The sequence below is a fragment of the Streptococcus sp. HMSC065H07 genome (assembly GCF_001837325.1).
Classification (GTDB): domain Bacteria; phylum Bacillota; class Bacilli; order Lactobacillales; family Streptococcaceae; genus Streptococcus; species Streptococcus salivarius_H.
Genome location: NZ_KV832034.1, coordinates 3,365 through 22,406 on the forward strand (window position 1 = coordinate 3,365; position 19,042 = coordinate 22,406).

At 41.2% G+C, this 19,042-nt stretch carries 10 protein-coding genes; 2 read left to right on the forward strand and 8 right to left on the reverse strand.

Annotation, left to right across the window (positions count from 1 at the left end; genetic code table 11):
- The coding region (locus tag HMPREF2637_RS11550; RefSeq protein WP_256315964.1) for a Spy0128 family protein at nucleotides 1-3,336 on the reverse strand (3,336 nt) is incomplete at its 3' end.
- A 528-nt stretch (nucleotides 3,337-3,864) separates the two neighbouring features.
- Nucleotides 3,865-4,953: a hypothetical protein gene (locus tag HMPREF2637_RS05655; protein ID WP_014634794.1), complete on the reverse strand. Its 1,089-nt coding sequence runs from the start codon at nucleotides 4,951-4,953 to the stop codon at nucleotides 3,865-3,867.
- 434 nt (nucleotides 4,954-5,387) lie between these two features.
- Here HMPREF2637_RS05655 and HMPREF2637_RS05660 point away from each other — a divergent pair, with 434 nt between their 5' ends.
- Nucleotides 5,388-6,911 carry an ATP-binding cassette domain-containing protein gene (locus HMPREF2637_RS05660; RefSeq protein ID WP_064524079.1) on the forward strand — a complete coding sequence of 508 codons (1,524 nt, stop codon included), beginning with the start codon at nucleotides 5,388-5,390 and terminating at the stop codon, nucleotides 6,909-6,911.
- Between the two features lie 94 nt (nucleotides 6,912-7,005).
- On the opposite strand, the gene HMPREF2637_RS05665 is transcribed toward HMPREF2637_RS05660, so the two are convergent.
- Entirely contained in the window at nucleotides 7,006-8,865 is a 1,860-nt protein-coding gene (locus HMPREF2637_RS05665) for an ABC transporter ATP-binding protein (RefSeq protein WP_070839586.1), read from the reverse strand.
- A complete protein-coding gene (locus HMPREF2637_RS05670) occupies nucleotides 8,855-10,600 on the reverse strand; it encodes an ABC transporter ATP-binding protein (RefSeq protein WP_070839588.1) in 1,746 nt (581 codons plus the stop codon). The genes HMPREF2637_RS05665 and HMPREF2637_RS05670 overlap by 11 nt, the downstream gene beginning before the upstream one ends.
- Nucleotides 10,601-11,211: 611 nt before the next feature.
- Here HMPREF2637_RS05670 and gshAB point away from each other — a divergent pair.
- Entirely contained in the window at nucleotides 11,212-13,476 is a 2,265-nt protein-coding gene (gshAB, locus tag HMPREF2637_RS05675; RefSeq protein WP_064524086.1) for a bifunctional glutamate--cysteine ligase GshA/glutathione synthetase GshB, read from the forward strand.
- Nucleotides 13,477-13,537: 61 nt separating this feature from the next.
- On the opposite strand, the gene HMPREF2637_RS05680 is transcribed toward gshAB, so the two are convergent.
- The 4 genes from HMPREF2637_RS05680 to HMPREF2637_RS05695 all read right to left on the reverse strand — a co-directional run bounded on the left by HMPREF2637_RS05680 (nucleotide 13,538) and on the right by HMPREF2637_RS05695 (nucleotide 18,929).
- Nucleotides 13,538-14,134 carry a hypothetical protein gene (locus HMPREF2637_RS05680; protein ID WP_064524087.1) on the reverse strand — a complete coding sequence of 199 codons (597 nt, stop codon included), beginning with the start codon at nucleotides 14,132-14,134 and terminating at the stop codon, nucleotides 13,538-13,540.
- Entirely contained in the window at nucleotides 14,115-15,644 is a 1,530-nt protein-coding gene (locus HMPREF2637_RS05685; protein WP_064524089.1) for a DUF1310 family protein, read from the reverse strand. Before HMPREF2637_RS05685 ends, HMPREF2637_RS05680 begins: the two co-directional genes overlap by 20 nt.
- 106 nt (nucleotides 15,645-15,750) lie before the next feature.
- Nucleotides 15,751-16,311: a GNAT family N-acetyltransferase gene (locus tag HMPREF2637_RS05690; RefSeq protein WP_022496317.1), complete on the reverse strand. Its 561-nt coding sequence runs from the start codon at nucleotides 16,309-16,311 to the stop codon at nucleotides 15,751-15,753.
- A 212-nt stretch (nucleotides 16,312-16,523) separates the two neighbouring features.
- The gene (locus HMPREF2637_RS05695) at nucleotides 16,524-18,929 is read right to left on the reverse strand and encodes a glycogen/starch/alpha-glucan phosphorylase (RefSeq protein ID WP_064524091.1); all 2,406 of its coding nucleotides are present in this window, start codon (nucleotides 18,927-18,929) and stop codon (nucleotides 16,524-16,526) included.
- Nucleotides 18,930-19,042 lie beyond the last annotated feature (113 nt).

Below are 19,042 nucleotides of genomic sequence, written 5' to 3' on the forward strand. Positions count from 1 at the left end.
TTCTTCAACAGTGTACTTGTGAGTACCAACTTGTGCGTTTGTGAATGTCAAATCGTCAAAAGCGATAACACCATTAGCATTGTTAGTCTTAGTTTGAAGAACAGTTCCGTTGGCATCTTTCAATACGAAGCTAAATTCACCATCTTTAAGAGCACGACCTGCAAGAGCTTTACTGAAGTCAAAACGAGTCTTAACTGGTGCAACAGCAAAGTTATTGAACTCAGTATCAGCTGGCATAGTAACTGCAGCGTTCAAAAGACCTGTTTGAGCGTCTTTTGTGACATTAACAGTTACAACTGCATTCATATCATCGTAATCAATGTTGGTATCTGTTCCAGCTACTTCACGTACAGTGTAAGTGTGAGAACCTTCTTTATCGTAAGAAATAGCGTCGAATTGGATTGTTCCGTCAGCCGCATTTTTCTTAGTTTGGATTACTTTACCATTTTCAAGCAATTCAAATGTGAAGGCATCCTTAGTAAGCTCTTTACCTTCAAGTTTCTTAGTAAACTTGAATTGAGCTTGTGTTGCAGCAGGAGTGAATGTATTGTTGAACTCTGTATCTGATGGAAGAGTGTTTGTTGCTTTAAGAACGTGACCTTCCTTAGTAACAGTGATTGTTACTTCAGCTTTCATTGGGTCATATTGCATACCAGCTTCAGAACCACGAACTTCTTCAACAGTGTACTTGTGAGTACCAACTTGTTCATTTGTGAATGTCAAATCGTCAAAGGCGATCACACCACTAGCATTGTTAGTCTTAGTTTGAAGAACAGTTCCGTTGGCATCTTTCAATTGGAAACTGAATTCACCATCTTTAAGAGTACGACCTGCAAGAGCTTTACTGAAGTCAAACTTAGTTTTAACTGGAGCTACAACATAGTTGTTGAAGATCTTATCATCAGCACTTGATTTGAATCCACCTTCAGCACTGTATTTAACTGAAGCTTGTAAATCACCTTGAGCGTTCTCCGTTACATTAACAGTCATAGTAACAGTCATTGCATCGTAGTCAATGTTTGTATCAGAACCCTTTTGTTCAGTGATTTTGTATTTATATGTGCCAGCTTTAGTAAAGGTAAGCTTGCTAAATGTCGCTTTGCCGTCCTTGTTAGTAACAGTTTCTTCGTGTTTATCAGAACTGCTTTTCTCTTCTGTTAACTTGAATGTGAACTCGCCATCTTTTAATACACGTCCTTCAAGTTGTTTTTCAACTTCTGGAGTGACTTCAACTGGTTCTTGTTTCACATAGTAGTAAATAGGTTGTTTGTACGGTGTCAAAGTGTTGAGCAAGTCAACGTTGGTACCGATACCTCCTACCCCACGTTCCAATTGTGAGTTAGCTGAACCGTGTCCAATTCCATCTCCTAAGAATGGTACGAATACAGTATGATATGGTGTATATCCTGAAGCTTTTTGGAAGTCAAATTCAACTTCTTTACCGTTAGGATATTGTGTAACTGCACCTGTTTTTTCATTAGTTTCAGTATATGAAATTGTTCTAAGAGGTGATTTTTTAACAACTAAGTCCTGTGAATTCCATTCACCTGGTTTAATTGGCTTAGTTTCTGCTAGCAACATATAGCCATCGGTACTTAATGAACCATCAGAACGTTTGCTTTGTTGTCTTGGATCTAGCAAGTAAACACGAATAACGACTGAACCGTCTTCTCCAACAACTTCTTTGATACGTTTGATACCGTAACGGTCCGCATCCATGAATTTCGTACCAACGGTGTAAGGACGACTTACAGTACCTGATTGATCATTTGCGTCAGCAGTTTGATAAAGTTTGTAGCCATCAAATTGACGTTCGCCAGATGCTGTGAAACGTTGCCCTTCTTCAGCTTTAAGAGTGTATCTAGCTAACTCAACTTCATTACCATTTTCTTTATAATCTTGAACAGTTTTATCTGTTTTATTGGCGTTAAATGTTGGGTTGTTTTTATCAACTACTTTATAGTAAGTTGTTTTATTGATTGTTACTGGTATTTTAGCGGTTGAATCGGTAATTGTACGACCATTGTAAGCTGGTTCAACAACGTTTAAAATATCTGTTGTAGTACGAGCGTTATAAACCGCAGTATAAAGTGCTTGCTCAGCTGGTGTAAGTTGGTGTCCACTAGCTACTAAGTCTGTGATACTCTTTCCAACTGCATAACCATTTTGAATAAATGGTTCTGCTTTTTTACCAGTTGGGGCAGTCCCAGCTTTATAATCTACTTGGAAAGTTAATTGGCTATTAGACGCTGCTGTAGTAGTCGTGAACTTTTGAACCCCACTAGAAGCGGTAATCGTTCTTGTTTCAACTACAGCACCAGTATTTTTGTTGATCAATTCAACAGTTGTATCGGTAGAGTCATCAAATCTCTTATAGGCACGCGCATAATATGTTGTACCATAACGTTCATTGAACTTAGTAAGATCCCAAATAGCATAAGTATAGAAGTCGCCTTCTTTAGCTTGGTATCCAGCTGGTACAGTTTGAGATGCAACACTTGCACCATTTGGATCCGTCATCTCAGGTGTAGCAACTTCACCGTCTTTTAGGAAAGTTGCTACAGCAACCGGCTCGTTATTGTGGTCTGTAGCGGCACGACGGTTACGACTACGACTACGACCACTTGTTTCCAAAGCACCAGCATTCGTCATATCAGTTGCAGCGCGGTCAAGTGTTGCACTACGATTTGCTGCTGATCCTACAGAATAAAAACGTGAATAACCACGTGCTGTAACATTTGGCTTAACACTTGTTGCTGCCGCCGCAGTTTCAGCTGCTGCTGTTTCTTCAGCTACAGGAGCTGTTGTTGCTGCTGTACGGTTTGCCGCTGTTGCTGCTGGAGTTGCTGCAGCGGCTGTTGTTGAAGCTGTTGTTTCAACTTTACCGCTAGCTGCTGCAGTTGATGCTGCAGTAGCTGGTTTAGCTGCTTCTGATGTAGCCTTGTTTTCTGCAGGTTTAGCTGCTTCTGATGCTGGTTTAGCTGCTTCTGATTTTGCAGTTTCTGTAGCTTGTTTGTCAGTTGCCTCTGCGGTAGCCTTATCTGTTGTTGAAGCTTCTGGCGTCAAGTTAAATGTTGACGCAGTTGCCTCAGTTGAAGATACAGCTGCAGTAGGATCTGCTTGAGCTGTTGATGCTGTTGACGTCTCAACCAGGTCTGAAGAACTCTCGCCCTCAACTGATGAACCTGGGTTTGATGAAGAAGCATCAGGTGCTGTGACTTCATCAGCCTGTGCAGTATGAGCAGCAAAGAGTGCCGTTCCTAGCAAGACTGAAGCGACACCAAACGAATATTTACGCAATGAAAATCGTTGGCGTCTGTTAAAAATGTCTTTCATTTCAAGTCTCCCTCTGTATGAAATAGTTAGTTATAGGTCACGAGTATACAAGAATCCTATACTTGAACTCATGATTCTATTACATTCTAACATTCTGACAATTTATGGTCAAGTGATTAAGTCAACTTTTTTAAAAAAAATCAAGTTGTCTGACAATTCAACCAACAACTTTTGCTCGTTTTTTATTCTTACAAGTGTAAAACCCTTGATTTTATTTGCTTTATACCGTTTTCAAATTTCTATTTTATTTTCTTTTCATTCCTAACTTTCTCATGATTTTCACGGAAGATGTTAGACTTATGAGAGGATTTAACTCATTTTATTGGCTGATTTCCTCACTTTGATTCTAATTTTTACCTTCTTATTACAAACCATCCGATTCTGTAACACCCTCGATAAACCATTGATACACAATTTAATAATCCCATTTCACGACTAAGGTCTCCCATTAGCATTTCAAAAACACTAAAAAACCCAAGTATTATAGACTTGGGTTCATAGTCTTATGGGTTTCAGAGGTAAGTTCCTCTATTTTTTTCTGATATGGTTGTCATTCCAAGTCTGCAATTCTTGGTAGGACTTGACTTTCCCTTCTTCCTGAGTCGGTCTAAATGCCCTAACCGGTAACTCGTAGGCATCCTGGCCTTCAGGTGCCACCCAATGGAGTAAGGTATTGAACCAGGTTTCATTGTTAACCTTGCTTGGAATGGTGTAGATCCTAGCATGTTTGGTCTTAATCGATTCATAAGCATCCTTATGCTCTTTGGCAAAGTTGGTACTATCCATATTGAGGCTTCTGTCTTTTTCAGAAATGTAATAAAGAGCAGGCAGACTCGCAATTGGTGTTTCTCTTGGATAATCTAGATCCTTACCATTAGTTGCATCTGGCCACATCTCAAGTCCAAAAGGCTCTAAAGTCTTACGCATATCAACATTGGCATAATCCAATTCCGAGTCCAAAGTATTCGAGTTAGCTGGAATATTCATTTCCTCAATCTTTTGCGTTTTGAGATTGAGGTATTTTTTATTAGAAGCAAAATCCGCTGATGACGCACCAAAAGGCATTTGTAAGTAAGCTTGCTCATTAAGCATGAAAAGCCTTAGACTTGCCTGATTTAAATAATCTTCATCCCCAGCTTTTTTAGCCAATTTCAAGAGGTCAATTTGTTTAGGTTTTTGATTTGGTTTTTCCGTGTCATACATATAGATATTAAAGTAGTCATACTTATAAAGTGTCTCACCCTTGGCATTTTTCTTACCAGATTCACCCCCCTTGTACTCCTGAGTGACTAAGTATTGACCAGCTACCCCCACAATGTTAAACATGTTTCTATCATGACCAGGATTTGGTGTCACAAGTAAAAATTCCTTATTATCTCCGAAGGTTTTCAGGGTAATTTTGAACAAGGGGTCTTCTGCATTGCTGCCGGAATAGACAGTCGTACTCGACTTACTGGATGCAGCTAAACCTTTGGTAGCCTTACTGCTACTATTCACAGCAAAGAAGATAGCTGTCCCTGCGATTATAAAAAGCAATGCCACTAAGAGACCTATAAAAACAATTCTTGTGGACTTATCCCCCTTAGGTGTTGGTTTCTTTACAAACTTATTTTCCATAAATAATCTCCATTTTAGTACTGATTCTAGTATAGCATAGGTGAAGACTGTTGATAAGGTGCATCGGCGGTCTAATAGGACTGGATATTTTATTTTCATTTGACAAAATCTCTCGGACAGCGTACAATCAAGGAAAGTAACATTCGGAGGTAAATGGAGACATGAACAACTAAGTCTATTCACAATAAACCTGCTTTATTTGATAGATTGTTTTCATGTCTTTTTTGCGCTCTTTTTCTATAGAAAATTTATTGGTGGTATCTGTGTTTTTTTTGCATCCACACCATCACTATCTCCTAGAGGGCTTTTTAGCTAGATTCAAGACGGTTCTATCTTATAAGGTAGGACTGTTTTTTGACCTTTGATATTGTTTGAAGTAAAAACTGTACTACCCATGAAACACTATCAACAAGCACTCAGACCTAGGAGGTCCTATGATACAGATTCAACATCTAACTATTACCCATACCAAAGATTTGCGTGAACTCGTTCATGACTTAAATCTAACGATAGCTACTGGTGAAAAAGTCGCCATCATTGGGGAAGAAGGCAATGGAAAGTCAAGTCTCCTTACCCTTCTTGTCAATCCTAAAGCACATTTTGACCATCTTTCTTACGAGGGAACTATTAATAAACCAGATAGCCCACAGGTCTATATTCCTCAACAGATTTCGGATGACTTACAATCCCTAACCCTTAACGACTACTTCTTTGCGGATACTTATGACCTAGACTATGCTACCCTCTATCGTATGGCTGATGAACTTCATTTTGATAGTGATCGTTTTGCTAGCGGTCAGCTTATCTCCTCTCTTTCAGGTGGCGAGAAACTCAAAATTCAACTCATCCGAGAATTAGCCCATCCCCACGACATCATTTTTCTTGATGAGCCCTCAAACGATATGGACTTGACTACTATGACTTGGCTAAAAAATTTTATCAAACATTCTGATCAAACCATAATCTATATCTCACATGACGAGGACCTACTAAGCCAGACAGCAGATACCATTATCCATCTGGAACTCCTTAAACGTCGCCGTCAGGCAAGGACTAGTGTGGAGCACCTCGACTATGATAACTATAGCCAGCAACGCACTGATGCCTTCCAGCAACAAATGCAGCAAGCGAAAACCGAGAAAAAAGCCTATGACAAAGCCATGGCCAAGCATCGCCGTATCAAACAAAATGTCCAAACTACCCTACGTAATACGCATGATAGCACGCAAGGACGATTGGTTGCCAAAAAGATGAAAGCAGTCCTCTCGCAAGAAAAACGCTACGACCGCCTTGCCCAAGATATGACACAAATGCCTGATAAAGAAGACAGTATTGAACTATTCTTCTCTCATATCACTCCTCTACCTCAGGGAAAATATCTCTTAAATCTGGATAAAAAGCAGATAAACATCGCTCCTCACCTGACCATTGACCATCTCAAACTTTCTTTGAAAGGGCAAGAAAAAATTGGTATTGTTGGAGATAACGGCTGTGGTAAATCCACTCTCTTACACTTTCTCTACCAAGAACTTAGCAAGAAGACAGACCTGACTATTGGCTACATGCCTCAACATTACGATACTATCTTGCAAAATGATTTGTCACCGATAGCGTTTTTAAGTAAGACAGGCGACAAAACTGAGAGAGAAATCATAAGTTCCCATCTCGCCAACCTCAACTTTAGTCATGATGAAATGAGCCATGCCATTTCTGATTTATCTGGAGGACAGAAAGGAAAACTACTCCTGCTACACCTGGTCTTAGAAAGCCCTCAGCTCCTTATCTTAGATGAACCAACCAGAAATTTTTCACCCACCTCACAACCCCAAGTCCGACAGCTCTTCGAGAACTATCCAGGTGCCATTCTGACAGTCTCACATGATGTCAACTACCTCAGACAAGTCTGCCAAAAGATTTATCGCCTGGACTCACACGGTTTAAAAGAAGTTGAGATTTAAGATATCAAATCTATCGTTTTTACAAGAAAAGTCTCAAAAGAAACATCTTCTTCATATGCAAAAAAACTCAGGCAAAGCCTGAGTTCTTTTAATGTTAATCAATTTCAAGACCACCAGTATAAAGTCGGTAGTAAGTACCACCTTGTTCCATAAGGCTGTCATGGTCACCACGTTCAATGATACGTCCGTGGTCCATAACCATGATAACGTCAGAGTTAACGATGGTTGAAAGACGGTGGGCGATAACAAAGACCGTACGTCCTTCCATAAGTCGGTCCATCCCCTCTTGGACCATTTTTTCGGTACGAGAGTCAATAGAGGATGTCGCTTCATCAAGGATGAGAACCGGTGCATTAGCAAGGGCAGCACGCGCAATGGCAATCAGCTGACGTTGCCCATTAGACAAGCCTGCACCATCGTCTGTAAGAACAGTGTCGTAACCATTGTCCAGATGTTGAACAAAGGAATCCACGTTAGCAATACGAGCAGCTTCAAGAATTTCTTCACGAGTCGCATCCGCACGGCCGTAGGCAATATTTTCAGCGATAGTCCCTGTAAAGAGATGGGTATCCTGAAGCACGATACCAAGTGATCGGCGAAGAGAATCTTTTTCAATCAGCTTCACATCGATACCATCATAAGTAATCACACCAGATTGGATATCGTAAAAACGGTTAATCAAATTGGTAATCGTCGTCTTACCAGCACCTGTCGCACCGACAAAGGCTACCTTTTGCCCCTTGTCTGCATAGAGGTTAACGCCATGAAGAATTTGTTTCTTACCATCGTAAGAGAAATCAACGTCTTGGAAGACCACATTTCCGACCAACTCGTAGTCACCATTTGGACGTGGGTGCTTCCAAGCCCAGTGGTTGGTTTTCTTGTCTGTCACAACCATCTGACCGTCTACCAATTCGTAGTTGACCAAAGTGACCTTACCTTGGTCAACTTCTTCTGCTTCATCCAAAAGGTCAAAGATACGGTCAGCACCAGCAAGGGCCATAAGGACAAAGTTAAGTTGTTGAGAAACCTGAGTAATTGGGCCGTTGAAGGAACGGTTCAATTGTAGGAAGGCCATGAGACCACCGATAGTCAAGCTACCGACACCATTTAGAGCAAATACCCCACCGACCAAGGCAGTTAAAACAAAGGAAACATTTCCTAAGTTCCCAAGAATTGGCATGAGAACATTGGCATAGCGATTGGCTAAATATGACGATTCAAAGAGTTGTTCATTAATCTTGTCAAAGTCAGCCATACTTTTTTCTTCGTGGACGAAGGCCTTGACTACCTTTTGACCTGACATCATTTCTTCGATAAAACCATTCTCAATCCCTAGGTTCTTTTGTTGTTCACCGAAGTAACGACCTGATTTAGCTGATACATTTTTGATGACCATAAACATGATGCCTACCATGATTAGAACCACGATAAAGAGAAGGGGACTAACCGTAAGCATGGTTACAGTCACCCCGATAAGGGTAATGGCCGTTTGTAACAACTGCGGAATAGATTGCTCGACAGCTTGACGGAGGGCATCGATATCGTTGGTGTAAATAGACATGATGTCACCGTGTTGGTGAGCATCAAAGTAGCGAATCGGAAGCTTTTGCATACGAGCAAAAAGCTGATTACGAAGGGAACGCAGGGAATCTTGTGAAATCGTCGCCATGAGGAGGGAGGCCACATAGTTGGCAACCACACCGATAAGACAAAAGACCCCAACTGACGTCAAGAAACGTAACAGTGGCCCAAAATCATGACTACCAGATTTGAGCATGGGTTGAACGTAAACGTCCACCAAGGACTGAATCGAAGCCGTCAAATTAACCGTTGCCAAAGAAGCAACAACAATGAGGACAAAGGCAATACTAAGTGAAAGTTTGTAGTCTTGCCACAAAAAGCGTAGAAGACGTGCTAGAGAGCCCCAATTAGCTTTTTTCTTATTCTGCATCTGCTACTCCTTTCCCTTGTGTTTGCATCTTGTAAACCTCACGATAGATAGCATTATTAGCCACCAAGTCGTCATGAGTACCAATAGCATCGATACGGCCATCATTCATAACGAGGATACGGTCTGCATCTTGGATAGATGAAATACGTTGGCCGATGATAATCTTAGTTGTTTCCTTGAGACTCGACGCGAAACCTTGACGAATCAAACGATCTGTCTTGGTATCGACTGCCGATGTCGAATCATCCAAAATCAAGATTTTCGGATTCATGAGAAGGGCACGTGCGATACAAAGACGTTGACGTTGTCCCCCTGAGACATTGGCTCCACCACGTTCAATCTTGGTATCATAGCCATCCTTAAACTCTTGGATAAATTCATCAGCTTGGGCAATCTTACAAGCTTCAATGATTTCCTCATCTGTTGCCTGTTTATTTCCCCAACGCATATTTTCTTTAATGGTTCCTGAGAAAAGGACATTGGTTTGAAGGACCATGGCAACTTGCTTACGTAAGCTATCCAAATCATAGTCCTTAACATCATGCCCAGCAACCCTAACCTGACCTTCTTCCACATCATAAAGGCGAGGAATCAGCTGAACCAAGCTTGATTTACCCGAACCCGTTCCACCAAGGATACCAATAACTTCACCAGACTTAATATCCAAAGTGATATCTTTGAGGACATGGGTCTTGTCACCATTTTCATCCGTGTATGAGAAATCCACATGATCAAAGCTGATAGAACCATCTGCAACTTCTGTTAAACCATTTTCAGGTGAAACAATGGTGGCTTCAGTGCTAAGAACTTCATCAATACGTTCAACAGATGCTGTAGAGATAGACAACATGACAAAGATCATCATGAACATCATGAGTGACATGAGGATGGTCATGGTGTAACTGAACATCGAAGTCAATTCCCCTGTAGTTAAGCTACCACCAACGATGAGATGGGCACCAAACCAGGAAATCATAAGGAAGGACGCATACATAGACAACATCATAGCTGGGTTAGACATGATAACTACACGAATGGCACGCATGAACATCTTGTAAATACGACGTGAGGCCTTCTTAAATTTGTCAGTCTCTTCCTGCTCTTTAACATAGGATTTCACCACACGCATGTTGGTGATATTTTCCTTGATACTGTTGTTAAGGTTGTCATAAGCCTCAAATACTTGAGTAAAAAGAGGATATACGATTTTGGTAATAATGGCCAAAACCAAACCAAGGAAGATCGTTACCCCAACGAAAATCCAAGCCATTTCGCCATTAATCAGGAAACTTGCTGCAATAGCAAAAATCAGGTTAAGTGGTGCACGCACACAGACACGGATAATCATCTGATAAGAGTTCTGCACGTTGGTAACATCAGTCATCATACGTGTCACCAAACCACCAGCTGAGAACTTATCGATATTTTCAAAAGAGAAAGTTTGAACCTTTTTGAAAATGGCCTGACGTAGATTCTTGGCAAATCCAGCAGAGGCAAAAGCTGCATAGCGAGCCGACTGCATGCCGCAGAATAGTGATAGAAAGGCGCAGACCAGCATGAGGCCACCGTAGAGCCAAATGTTAGACATGTTGGATTGCTGGACTCCTTTGTCCAAAAGATTAGCCATGACAAAGGGAATGGAAATCTCAAACATGACTTCTAGTGTCATAAAGAGGGACGCTAGGATTGAGGGTTTCTTGTATTCCTTTATCTGGGGGATAAGGGTTTGAAACATAATTACCTCCGTTTTTTATTCTTTTTCTTTTTTTGATATTCTTCTTAAGTGGCTTTGGACGCTAGCAGCTTCCTTCGGAATCTCATAGCTAAGTTTTGAGCCAAAGTCTCGATAACTCCGCTTCCTATAACTGCTTCTGCAGTTACAGGAATATCATCACGGCGAAAAATATCGCCTGCCCTGAGCAGAGCGTGTTTCAGGCATTGATAGATATAAGCTAGTCCTGTAATCCATCACGGTGAAAGCATCATTTTTGAGCAGAGCATACTGTCGGAAAGCTACTCTTAACGCCCATCCTTTATCTATAAAAGAACGGTTATACCCTTTTGAGAGCATACAAAAGCCCCTGAGGGCAGACCCTAGGGATTCTTTCGTTCTTATATATACGTCATTAGTATAGGCTAATTTGATTTAAATTGCAAGAGAAATAACATTTTACATAAAAATCGGTGGGTATTTTACAATTTTTGTATATAATAGAGCTAAAAAGCAACTGGTTTTAAGAATTCTTATCTAAAACATTCGGAAATTCCCCTTAACCGTAGCAGAAAGTTGTTTTCTTCTCCTATTTATAATAGACTATCACTAACATTAGATGAAAAGGTGACTCTATGACTATAAATCAACTGCTTCAAAAGCTGGAGCCTACTAGCCCTATCCTTCAAGCTAACTTTGGAATTGAACGCGAAAGTCTTCGTGTCGATAGACAGGGAAAATTAGCACATACGCCTCACCCTTCCTGCCTAGGAGCTCGAAGTTTCCACCCTTATATTCAAACAGATTTTTGTGAATTTCAGATGGAACTCATCACACCAGTTGCTAAATCTACCACTGAGGCTCGTCGATTTCTTGGAGCCATTACCGATGTAGCTGGACGTTCCATCAGTAAAGATGAACTTCTCTGGCCCTTGTCCATGCCTCCTCGTATCAAGGCCCAAGAAATCCAAGTTGCCCAACTGGAAAATGAATTTGAACGCCATTATCGTAACTACCTGGCCGAAAAATACGGAACTAAACTACAAGCTATCTCAGGTATCCACTATAATATGGAACTAGGGAAAGATTTGGTTGAGGCCCTATTCCAAGAAAGTGACCAGATTGATATAATTACTTTCAAAAACGCCCTCTATCTTAAGCTGGCTCAGAACTATTTGCGCTATCGTTGGGTGATTACCTATCTCTTTGGTGCTGCACCTGTTGCTGAGCAAAGCTTCTTCGACCAAGAAGTGCCAGAACCAGTGCGTTCCTTCCGAAACAGCGACCATGGTTATGTCAATAAGGAAGAAATCCAAGTTTCTTTTGCAAGCCTAGAAGACTATGTCTCTACCATCGAAAACTATATCGAACAAGGTGATTTGATTGCGGAAAAGGAATTTTACTCGGCTGTTCGTTTCCGTGGACAAAAGGATAATCGCTCCTTCCTTGACAAGGGAATCACCTATCTGGAATTCCGTAACTTCGACCTCAACCCCTTTGAGCGTATCGGTATTAGCCAAACTACCATGGATACCGTACACCTACTCCTTCTAGCCTTCCTCTGGATGGATGCCCCTGAAAATGTTGATCAGGCTCTGGCTCAAGCTCACGCGCTGAATGAAAAAATTGCCCTCTCTCATCCTTTAGAACCTCTACCTTCTGAAGCTGAAACTCAGAACATTACGACAGCTCTAGACCAACTGGTGCAACATTTTGGGCTTGGTGACTATCATCAAGGTTTGGTCAAACAAGTTAAAGATGCCTTTGCAGATCCTAGTCAGACACTAGCTGCTCAACTTCTTCCTCATATCAAAGACAAGTCCCTTGCTGACTTTGCCCTTGACAAGGCTCTTGCCTATCATGATTACGACTGGACTGCCCACTATGCCCTTAAGGGTTATGAAGAGATGGAACTTTCTACCCAGATGCTGCTCTTTGATGCCATTCAAAAAGGGCTTCATTTTGAAATCCTAGATGAGCAGGATCAATTCCTTAAACTCTGGCATAAAGATCATGTTGAGTACGTCAAAAATGGTAACATGACCTCAAAAGACAACTATGTAGTTCCTCTTGCCATGGCTAATAAAACCGTAACCAAAAAAATCCTAGCTGATGCTGGCTTCCCTGTCCCTGCCGGCGACGAATTTACCAATCTAGAACAAGGTCTAGCCTACTATCCTCTTATCAAGGGCAAGCAAATTGTGGTTAAACCAAAATCAACCAACTTCGGTCTGGGCATTTCCATTTTCCAAGAGCCTGCCAGCCTTGATAACTATAAGAAAGCCCTCGAGATTGCCTTTGCAGAAGATACAGCTGTTCTTGTTGAAGAATTTATCACAGGAACCGAATACCGTTTCTTCATTCTGGACGGGCGTTGTGAGGCCGTCCTCCTTCGTGTCGCTGCTAATGTTGTCGGTGATGGCAAACACACTATTCGTGAATTAGTCGCTCAGAAAAATGCCAACCCATTGCGAGGCCGTGACCACCGCTCACCGCTGGAAATCATTGAGCTAGGAGAAATCGAACAATTGATGTTGAGTCAGCAAGGTTATGCACCTGATGATATTCTCCCAGAAGGGAAAAAGGTCAATCTCCGCCGTAACTCCAACATCTCTACGGGCGGTGACTCTATTGATGTCACTGAGACCATGGATTCATCCTATCAAGAATTAGCTGCAGCTATGGCGACTAGCATGGGGGCCTGGGCTTGCGGGGTTGACCTCATCATTCCAGATAAAACTCAGCCTGCTAGCAAGGAAAAACCTCATTGCACTTGTATCGAGCTCAACTTCAATCCCTCTATGTATATGCACACCTATTGTGCTGAAGGTCCTGGACAAGCTATCACTCCAAAAATCCTAGACAAGCTTTTTCCAGAAGTTACCACAAGTCAAACCTAAAACCTAATTCTTAGGAACAAACAAATCACCTTTATCTCGAGATAAAGGTGATTTTGCTTTATTAACCAAACTCTCCTGCTTCTTCCTCAGGATGCGTTTCCATGTACTGGATGTGTTGTATATAGGCATCTTGAGCCTGATTGAAGGCTTCCTGATCACTATATGGGTAATCTATATAAAATAGGTCCCGCCAGCCATTAAAGGTTTGGCTATTGTAAAAACCTTGAATCTTAGTCGGAAGGAAATCCTTGTTGTAGCTGATGCGCAGCTTAAGCAAGGTCTTATCCTGAAACTGAGTGATGATACTGTTGGAGGTTTCTTGACTTTCCAGACTAGACCAAACGTTATTCAGAACGATGTCCTGACTATAGTGATTAGCCTTGATACGATTTTTGTCCACTGGGAGCTTCTGGGTGGCCTCTAAAAGGTAGGACGCCTCCCCCTGAAAATAAGCCTCAATGGTCAAATCTCCAAGACTGGAGCCATATAACAGACCATCTTTAATAGCAATATTTGACCCAAAGAGTCTCTGACCAGCCACATCAAAGGACATCCCCTCATCCTGCCCGTAGAGCTTGATGGCATAGGCATCCCTTACACGATAGAAATTTTTAGCGACAAGAACACTATCAAGGGTTTCAGTCTTTTTTGTCTCCACCTTGGGGGTTGTAGGTTTCTTGGTAAAAGCTGTCAAACCCATTAAGCACAAGATGAGAGCGAATATAATCAAGGTAAGCATTGTAGACCTGGAGGCGGTCTTCAGCTTTAACTTGTCTCCATGTTTCAAGATCTTTCAAGCCTCCTTTTTTAACAATATCAGCATAGCGCCCACCATTTAAGACATTCTTGGCATTTTTCCACTTTCTAACCATCTTGCGTCTAATCGCATTATCCGCAGGGTGACGAACATCGAGATAGGTATGGCTATTATTGAGATAGGCTGGTAAGTCAGCATTTAACCCCTTAGATAGGCCGTAGTTAGCAGAATCCGTATCAGCAATGTCAGCACCATCTTCAATCTTGTAATGCTTAGGATTAGAGTCGATACTACCGTCTTTCCTTTTCTTGTAGACATTCCACTCAGAAACAAATTTCCCTGTATCCATATTGACAATAAATTCAATAAAGCGGGAATTGCTGACACCGTAAGGTCCCATGACACTGGTCTGAGGTAGCTGAATTTTCATGTTCTCTGGATAGGTAAAGTCTCCCAAGCTTCGATTATGGTAAGAAGCACCTGTAGTATAATCCAACTTAATCTTCTTGTCCTTGCTGTAAGCCAGAAGCTTGTCAAAATCCGTCTTGCCCTTGTAGTTGGTCCTAATATAGTCCATGGACTGCTTATCAATCCAAGACCTAAAAAGGTGGAGCTTGATACCTAACTCATCTACTCCAAGCCCTAGATCCGTCTGATAGGTCTCCATAATAGCCTCACGGAAGTAACTGTAAAAAGCGCTGGTTGGCTCTAGCTTTTTGGAAAATTTATAACCTGACTTCCCTAACTGGAGAAACTGGTACTTATCCACATAAACCTGCATGTGCTCCATAACCAAATTGAGCTTGTCATGATTAGGCAGTTGAGAAGCTTGGAAAAAGGCCGTATAGGTATCGGAGCCCACTTCCTTACTTTCTTGATCAATTTCTTGCAGAACCTTTTCCAACTGGTTCAAAGAAGTCTTCTTCATCTTACTTCTGACCTGAGCCACATAGGCCGGTTTAATGCCTTGATCCCAGTGATCACGAGATATAATAGCATCTGCTTTTTGTGAAATCAAGGTCAACCGTTTCTGATAAGATTCGTCCTCCAAGGCGAGCTTCAAAGCCTTTGATGGCGTCGCTTGAACCACAGATAAATCACCATAGATATCAGACTTTAGGACAAGATTTACCTGCATATCATAGGAATGATTGATATGGAGAACGAGGTGAATCTTTCCATCTTCCTTCCTAACAGACAAAGAATCGAGTTGATAGGATTGTATAATCCCAGCCTGACTAAGGGCCAGTCTATCTAGATTTTCCAAAGAATCCTTATAGATATAGGAAATCTCAGGGTTTTTGACCTTCTTTACCAGAGAGTGATTTCGCTGTCTGTTGAAAACCACAAGACCAAGTATAAGGATTACAGTCAGAGCACTTGCCAGATACTGTAAAATTACTTTCTTCATAATACTTCCATTATAGCATAGGACGACAAAATATTCTGAAAACGATTGGCAAACGCTGAAAACAAATGAAAAAACAGGTCGACTAAGACCTGTTTGGTTTGATTGTTTATAAATCACTCAAGCGACGATGTTTAATACTGAAGTCAAAATAAGCATTTTCCTGAAGTTTGCGGAATATCTCTCTGTAGGCTTCTTCGTCAAAGTGATCTCCACGATAGAGAATCTCAAAACTCAAACCTTCATATTCCAAGAAAGCATTGGAAGTCTTGAACCCATTACGCTTATAGAAATCCCAACGTGCCTCACGTTGCTCAGGATTGTCATTTGGTTCATCCAAGCGCTCTACTTCCAAGACCATAGACCGAGATGGTCCATAAAAGTCCACCAGTTTATCAATAATCTCACTTCCGTAGCCATGACTCCGCATTTGAGGAACGATGGCAAAGAAACTCACATAAAAAACTTTGGCATTGTAGAGAACTGAGGCAAATCCAACAAAATCATCCTCGTCATAAAAGGCAAAGAAATGATAATCATCACGACCATCCAATTGTAAAAACTCACTTAATGGAATACGTTCTTCTTCTGGGAAGGCCTCGTTATTTAAGCGCTCTACCCTATCTAATTCTGGAAACTCCTTAGTAATTAATTGGCTGCGTAAAGCCATGTATTTTCCCCCTTTTTGATGCTTATACCTATAGGTTATTATAACACCTTGATAAGCAAGTGCAAGTTTCAAGGGATATGATAGATCTACAGATAAACTTCTCCTGCCATTTATAAATGCTTTTTTGCTGTCTATGACACCCCTCTTCTAAAAAAATAAAAAGACAACGACCATTTCTAGCCTTTGTCTTTTTGTGATTCATAAGCTATCGCTTATTTTTTCAATTCCCAAATTTCTTTAGCGTATTCTGTAATCGTATCATCTGAAGTGAACTTATGAGATTTAGCAATATTTGCCAAGCTCATGCGTGCCCACTTGTCATGATCACGATAAAGCGCATCGATTTTCTCTTGAGCTTCTACATAAGCGGCGAAGTCTTCCAAGAGGAAGTACTCATCGTTGTGGGTGATGAGGGCTTCATAGATTTCAGTACCTTCAGCTTGAGCATTTGGAATCGTACCGTTAACAAAGGTATCAACGACACGACGAACGACTTGGTTATTCTCATAAACTGCACGAGAGTAGTAATCGTGACGTGCATAGTGTTCATAAACTTCGTCCTTGTCCATACCAAAGATGACAACATTCTCATCGCCTACTTCATCCTTGATTTCAATGTTGGCACCGTCAAGTGTTGCCAAGGTAATAGCACCAGTCATCATGAATTTCATGTTTGATGTACCAGATGCTTCTTTAGAAGCCAATGAGATTTGCTCAGAGACATCAGCTGCTGGAATGATAAGTTCCGCAAGACTGACACGGTAGTTTTCAAGGAAGACAACTTTAAGTTTTCCTTGAAGGCTTTCATCATTGTTAACAAGGTTGGCAACTTCGTTGATGAGTTTAATAACTGATTTTGCGAAGTGATAACCAGGCGCAGCTTTGGCACCAAAGATGAATACACGAGGTACCATGTCTTTATCTGGGTTATCTTTAAGGTCCCAATAAAGTTTGATGATATGAAGAAGGTTAAGCAATTGACGTTTGTACGCGTGAAGACGTTTCACTTGAACATCAAAGATAGCATCTGTAGACACTTCTACGCCAGTTGTTTCCTTGATATAGTCTGCCAAACGTTGTTTAGCAGTTTTCTTAACTTGATAGAACTGGTTCAATACTTCCTTGTAATCCAAGTAGGTTGTAAGATTTTCAAGCTCATGGATGTCGTTACGCCAACCGTTACCAATCACGTCATCAATTGCTGCTGAAAGTTCAGGAGCTGCAATTTGTGTCCAACGACGTTGAACGATACCATTTGTCTTGTTATTGAATTTTTCAGGATAAATAGTATAGAAGTCGTGAAGGGTATCTTCTTTAAGAAGTTCTGTGTGGAGTTTGGCAACCCCGTTGACTGAGTGACCACCAATAATCGCCAAGTTAGCCATATGCACTTGGTTATCCTTCACGATACGAGTGCGTTCGATAACATCTGCAGCAACACCACGTCCAGCCATTGCAGCTACATAACGGTTATCGATTTCCAAGATGATTTGGTAAACACGTGGGAGAACACGTTTGAAGAGCTGTTGATCCCATTTTTCAAGGGCTTCTTGAAGAATAGTGTGGTTAGTGTAGCTCATGGTCTTAACAGTCGCATTCCAAGCATCTTCCCATGAAAGACCGTATTCATCAAGGAGGAGACGCATGAATTCAGCTGGTGCAACCGCAGGGTGAGTATCATTGATGTGAACAGATACCTTTTCGTGGATATCTTTCAATGGCAAGCCCATCTTGAGGTATGATTTGATAATGGTTTGGAGACCTGCACTTGTCATGAAGTATTCCTGAACCAAACGCAATTCTTTACCTTCAATCGTTGTATCATCTGGATAAAGAATGGCTGTAATATCTTTCACACGACGTCGAGCTTCAAGAGTAGGGTAATCCAATTCGTATTCTTCAGGAATTTCAACATCCCAAAGACGAAGGTTGTTAATCACACCATTTTGATAACCGATTTGTGGCACATCGTAAGGCACAGCACGAAGAACTTGAGCATTCTTATAAGTTGGAACAAAACGACCATCTTCGTCACTTTCAAGGACAACATCACCAAAGAGTTTTACATAGACAATATCATGGTCTTTACGCGTTTCCCAAACATTTCCTGTTGAACCAAACCAACCATCTGGTAGCTCTACTTGGTAACCGTCAACAATACGTTGTTTGAACAGTCCATAACGGTAACGAAGACCATTACCAAAACCTGGATAACCAGTAGTTGCAAGCGAATCCATGAAGGCAGCAGCCAAACGACCAAGACCGCCGTTACCAAGTGCCATATCATGCTCAGCTTCTACTACTTCACGGAAGTCGATGTCAAGTTCTGCGAAACCTTCTTTAACAAGGTCAAGAATACCAAGGTTGAGGAGGTTAGTTTCCAACATACGACCTGGAAGGAATTCGATTGAGAAGTAGAAAGCAATCTTTTCTTGATTGTCTGAAAGCGCATGGTTACGTTCAATCCATGTGTCAGTGTAATACTTACGAATCAAACCAGCCAAGGCTGTGAAAATTTCAGTTGGTGTAGCCTTAGCCACTTTAATCAACTGCTCATGATGGAGCGTGTCTTTAAAATCACGGATAAATTGTTCTTTTGTTAAATTTTCGACTTGCATAGAAATCCTTTCTTATACTTCTATACCTTTGATACACATCTTATAGAGTGAATATTCAGATAAGAGGGAATTGGAAATTTTCCTCAAACTTCCAAACCTTGCCAATCAAGATT